Source organism: Mesorhizobium sp. M8A.F.Ca.ET.021.01.1.1 (assembly GCF_003998025.1).
In the GTDB taxonomy this organism is placed as follows: domain Bacteria; phylum Pseudomonadota; class Alphaproteobacteria; order Rhizobiales; family Rhizobiaceae; genus Mesorhizobium.
In genome coordinates, this window is record NZ_RZSJ01000434.1 from 1 (window position 1) to 5,411 (window position 5,411).

The following is a 5,411-nucleotide window of genomic DNA, read 5'->3' on the forward strand; positions in this document are numbered from 1 at the left end:
TTGCATGAGGTGAGATGTCATGGCCGACCTGTTTACAACCGCCGCCAGCCCGGTCTCGAAATTTCGGTCGCCCGCCACGGTCGCCGTCGACAATCTGCTGCGCAAGACGCTGCGCGTCAGTGATCCGCGCGATCCCGACCAGATGGCCAACGCGCTGCTGAACTTCTACCCGCAGGAAGCGGACAGGGACCGCCGCGAACGCGCCGGCCTGCCCTATTCGAGCGTGCCCGATTATGTGCCGCAGGTGTGGAACAGCGGCCCGTCCTCGGTCGAAATGGCCCAGGCTCAGGACGATCTCGAGCGCGACCTGCAGACGCTTTCGACCTCCTCGCCACTGAAGGACATCCGCATCGAGATGATTGGCTGGGGCCGCTCGATCCGGCAGCTCGCCAATGACGGGCTGGCCGCCGCGCGCCTTTCGCTGGATTCGGTCAACCACGACCGCGCCATGTCGGCGCGCCGCCAGCTCGGCGAGTATTCGCGCCTGGCACGCTATGTCGGCACGCTGACCGATGGCAGCGCCATCCTGTTCCGGCGCTTTGCCCAGAGCTGCGACGTGTTGGCGGGGCTCATCCTTGTCGCCATCGGCGAGGGGCTGGCGTCCAACGGCATCACACGCAGCACCTCGATCGTGCGTTCGGCGGCCGGTGAGCTGCAGGCGCGCCGCAATGCCGTCATCATGGCGCTGCGCAGCCTGACCGGCTCGGTCGAAAGCGCGCTTGGCCAGGAGGACTGGCCGCGCGGCATCGAAGCCTACCGCAATCTGGTCCTGCAACTGGAAGCCGGCGGCCAGGCGGACCTGCGTGCCCTTCTGGAAGAGAACGCGCTGTCGCAGGCGATGGACGACCTGGTCGACCTCTCGACCGGGGCAAGCGTCGAGAGCCTGCGTGAACTATCGACCGCGTCGGCGATGCTGGTTCACCGCTTCCAGCGCCTGATCCAGTTCGGCCAGAGCATTCCGGTTCCGATCGACGTGCCGATCACATCGGGACCACCGGAATCGCCGCCGCTGGTGGCGTTCGTCTCCAGCCTGCAGCTCTTCGTCGATGCCTTCGTCGCCAAAGGCAGCTCGCGGCTGCTCTATGTCGCGCGCCCGCCGATCATCGTCTACGGCCTCTATGGCGCCGGCGGTCCCGACCAGGGCGCCGTCCGGTTGATGAACCTCACCATCGCGCGCGGTTTCCTGCTCGAGCAGGTCGACTGCTTCGCCGGCTGCGGCTGCGACGACGACGAGATCAGCTGCCAGGTGCTCCTGGATTACATGCTGTTCCTGCTCGACCGGGCGATCGATCTCTATGCGGTCGGCATCGATCCGGACGGCCTCGGTGAACAGGAGAGACGCGCGACCGCCGTCGGCCTCGCCGTCGGCGCGGTGCTGGACCTGACCGACCAGGTGGCGAACCCCGGCGTGCTGCTGTGCGAATTCAGCGACAAGCTGAAGACCAAGCTCGCCACCATCTCCGGCGAGTTGCTCGACCCGTTCGGTGGCGCTGGCGCCTGGGACCCCGGTCTCAAGGGGCTGATGGTGCGTGAGCTGCGAACCTTCTACCAGGCCGAGGAGCAGACCGAGCGCCTGGTGCGGTCGCTGACCCAGCAATGCGACTTCAACGTTTTCAACTTCCGCAACAACCAGTCGCTGATCCGCTGGATGATCCGCACGATCCTGCAGAACACGTTCAACCAGGGCACCAACCTGCCGAGCCCGGTCCAGATGCCGTCGCCTATCGCGAGCTCGATGGCTAGCATGGGTCAGAACCGTCCCGACTACTGGTCGGCGTGAGCAGGCATGAGAGGAGCAGGACAATGGCTGCGAAAATTCCGTTTCCCTATCATCCGGCCAACAAGTTCCACGCCGGGGTCAAGGCCCGCTTCGAAGTGGAGGCCCAGACGCCGCAATCGATCGACCTGTTGACCAAACAGGTCGATACCGGCAGCCAGGGAACCCAGAAGGCCATCGGCGACGTTGCCAAGGCGATCAGGAGATATCCCGATGGAGACCAGTCGAAGACCTTCGAACGGCTGACCGCCGCGATGGAGACTATCGCCACCGCGCTGCAGAACCAGCCCAAGGGTAGCGAGATCGACAAGAAGCTTGGCGACATCGGCAAGGCGATCGACAGGTTTGACGAAACGGTGCGGTCGTTTGGCCTGCGCGACAAGGACAATGTCACGGCACTCTACGCGGCGGCGGTCGACACGACCGGCGACATCGTTGGCCGCACGAATGCGGGCCAATGGCTCATCCGGGCGGAATTCCCGTCGCTGCAGGCCATCGTCAAGTTTCAGAAGACCAAGCCGCAGGACGAACGGCGCAGCGAGTTCGTCAAGCGCGTGCGCGCTGTCGAGCCCGTCCCACCAGGCCTTCCCGCGACGATCACCGACAGCGAGCTGGCGCGCTTCTTCGACCTGGTGCCGGCCGTGATCAGCGCCATCAATGCCAGTCAGGACACTGGCTCCAGCGAGCCGCCCAAAGCCTGAAACCGTGAGCCGCCAATTCGAGCAACATGAGGTCTGTTATGGCTAGCGAATCCAATGAGGTCATCCAAAGGCTGTTCCAGCGCTTCTTCAGGGACGAGCTGCCCGGATTGTCGCCGGCGGACCGCGCCGCTTTCGAGAGCGAGTTCGAGGGCCGCTACGGTGAACTGCTCGATCGCTCGTCCAGTGCGACGACAACGAGCTTCGCGGATCTGGTGGGCTTCGGCGACGGGCCGCTCAAGCCGTTCGACGCGCTGCAGATGCCGTTGCTGCGCAATGACTTCGACGAATCCATCATTCCGCCGCAGCTGCAGGCCTCGGCAGAACTCTATTACATCTACCAGATGGACCGCATGAAGCTGTTCCAGGTCGTCGATGTGCTGCGCCGGCTGTTCCAGAACGGCCAGATCCGCATCCAGCGCGGCCCCGGCGCGCGCGGGCTCTACATCCTCGAGAAGTGGCGGCCGATCCGCTACAAGCGCCGCGATCGGCTGATCGCCTATCGCCGCGTCTTCAACTATGGCCGCGCGCCGGTGCCGTCGGGGGCGATCGTCAACCGCAGCTTCCACTTCATGCTGGTCGCCTTCATGAACGCGATGTCGCAATACTTCCAGGATCTGACCATCGGCCAGGTCATCCGCGGCAGCTCGACCATCAATGACCGGCCGTTCGCGGCGCTCGCCACGGTGCAGCGTGTGGGTACCGACCTGCGCTACCATCTCGACCGTTCAAGCTATGGCAACATCCTGGCACTGACCCGTGAAACCGGCCAGTACGTGCAGCAAATCTTCGAACTGTTCGACGCGCCCGACATCAAGAAGTCCTTCGACGCCAACACCAAATGGGATGTCATCGAAGCCGTCGCCAACCGGCACTTGGGCGGCGCGGCCGAGATGTCGCAGCGCGCCAAGATGGCGGATGCGGGGCGCAGGACGCTGCAATACATCGCCGAGAACGATTTCCGCACGACGATCACGCCGGCCGAGTTCGACGCCGACGCCAAGAAGATGGGTTCGCAGGCCGACGCGTGGCTCGCCGCCTACCGGCTGACGCGCGAAGGGCGCCGTTTCCCCGGCCTCGATGGCGATCGTGTGCACTGGTCGTACGGGCTCAGCCGCAACACCGCCTCGCGCATCGCCGCCTAAACCGTTGCAGCTGTTCAGCATCCGGTGGAGTCGCCGGACAGCTCCAACTCTCTATTTCTGAAGGGTGTCCGCGATGGACCACCATCTGGCTCTTCCCGGGCGCTTTTCGCCCAAGCCTCCGAACATCGTCATCGATGCGCCGCTGGCGCTGTCGCCGATGGGGCTGCTGGTCACGGTGACGCTGTCGCAATCGGCGCGGGTTTGGCTGCCGCGTGGCTTCTACACCTTGCTCGACAATGACGAGTACTACCGCCACCGGCCGGACCAGATGGGCGGCGGCTGGCTGCATCCCGATGCGCGGGACGCGACGCTCAGGGAATTGGTGCTTGAGCTCGAGCCGTGGCGCCGCGCCTGGCAGAACGGCCGGCTGTCGTCACGCGTGCACTGGGTCGGCGACGCGCAATATGAGAGCGCGCTGCCCGAGCGCGAAGGCACTGCCCTGCTGCCGCGCTTCGAAGGCTGTTGTGCCGCGCTTGAAGCCCGGCTTGGCGACCTCGCCGGCACCGCAGCACCGCTCGACGAATGCGCGCGCGACGTCATTGCCCTGTCGGCCGCGCTGCAGCCCGAGAGCACCTACATCCTGACCATCGCCGGCAGTGCCGGTGCCCGGCCGCCGCTATGCGACTATCTGGAGCGGCTCGCGTTTCCGGCCACACGTCATCCGGGCGCGATCCCGGGTTGGTCTGGTCCGGCCTTCTGGCCCGCCGCCGCCCCGATCGCCGCGAGCGGCCGCAGCGCCGCCATCGTGCAGGTCGTCGCGCCGGTCATCCTGGCGCTGCCGGACGGCTGGAGCGAAACCGACTGGGCGCTGGAGGATCCAGCCGACCATGACGAGACGCCGGACGATCCCTGGCGCAATGCCTGCGCGCTCTGGTACGAGCTGGCACCAGTGGAGGCGGCGGCATGAAACCGGCCCGCCTCCACCCGGTCCACGGCCTGCGCACCAATGCGCGCGACCTGGTGATGATCAGCGTCGCCGGGCAAGTGGCTTCGCCGACAGAGAAGGGAACGCCGTGGCGCATCGGCTACGACGGCAGGCCGCGCTCGCTGCCGGGCACCGGCGGCATCGTGCTCAACCATCGCGTCGGCGACCCTTGCGTCGGGCTCGCCGGCGATCATGTCGAACCGGCGGTGTCGATCCGCAACGAGGCGCGCGCGGCCGGCGGCAGCCCTGATGCCGCCAACCAGGCGCTGCAGAGCTATTCCTGCGTCGGCAATCACGCCATCGTCACGACGGGGCGCGCCGCCGGCGCGCGCGGCGTGGTGACCGGCAAGCATGGCGGCGTCGACACGGTGCTGATCGACTTTCCGCTGCCGGCGATGCGGCAGATGGCGATCGGCGACCGCATCCAGGTCTGGGCCTATGGACTTGGCCTGCGCCTGACCGACTATCCCGACGTTGCGATCTGGAACTGCTCGCCACGGCTGCTCGCGCGCTGGCGGCCGGTGGAGCGCAACGGCAGGATCCACGTCAAGGTCACGCATCGCATTCCCGCCCGCGTCATGGGTTCGGGGCTGGGCCGCAACAATGTGCTGCGCGGCGACTACGACATCCAGATGTCCGATCCGGGCATGGTGCGTCGCTACAAGCTCGGCTCGCTGCGTTTCGGCGACATTGTCGGCATCATGGACGCAGACAACCGCTATGGCCGCTCGCGGCTGGGCGGGCATGTTTCGGTGGGTGTTATCGTGCACTCGGACAGCACCGTGGCGGGTCATGGCCCGGGTGTCGTCTCGCTGCTTTCGGCACCGGCTTCGCTATTGCAGCTTGAGCTCGATCCGAGCGCCAAC

General features: G+C 66.2%; 5 protein-coding genes. All 5 read left to right on the forward strand.

Features of this window, described 5'->3' with window-relative positions:
• Nucleotides 1-19: 19 nt before the first annotated feature.
• Entirely contained in the window at nt 20-1,780 is a 1,761-nt protein-coding gene (locus tag EOA36_RS26185; RefSeq protein WP_245464472.1) for a hypothetical protein, read from the forward strand.
• A 23-nt stretch (nt 1,781-1,803) separates the two neighbouring features.
• Nucleotides 1,804-2,478 (forward strand): hypothetical protein, encoded by a 675-nt coding sequence (locus EOA36_RS26190; protein WP_127280026.1) that lies wholly within the window; start codon nt 1,804-1,806, stop codon nt 2,476-2,478.
• Between the two features lie 38 nt (nt 2,479-2,516).
• The gene (locus EOA36_RS26195) at nt 2,517-3,620 is read left to right on the forward strand and encodes a hypothetical protein (RefSeq protein WP_127280027.1); all 1,104 of its coding nucleotides are present in this window, start codon (nt 2,517-2,519) and stop codon (nt 3,618-3,620) included.
• A gap of 73 nt (nt 3,621-3,693) precedes the next feature.
• On the forward strand, nt 3,694-4,527 hold the full coding sequence (locus EOA36_RS26200) for a hypothetical protein (RefSeq protein WP_127280028.1): 834 nt from the start codon (nt 3,694-3,696) through the stop codon (nt 4,525-4,527).
• The coding region (locus tag EOA36_RS26205) for a DUF4438 domain-containing protein (RefSeq protein WP_127280029.1) at nt 4,524-5,411 on the forward strand (888 nt) is incomplete at its 3' end. The genes EOA36_RS26200 and EOA36_RS26205, both read left to right, overlap by 4 nt.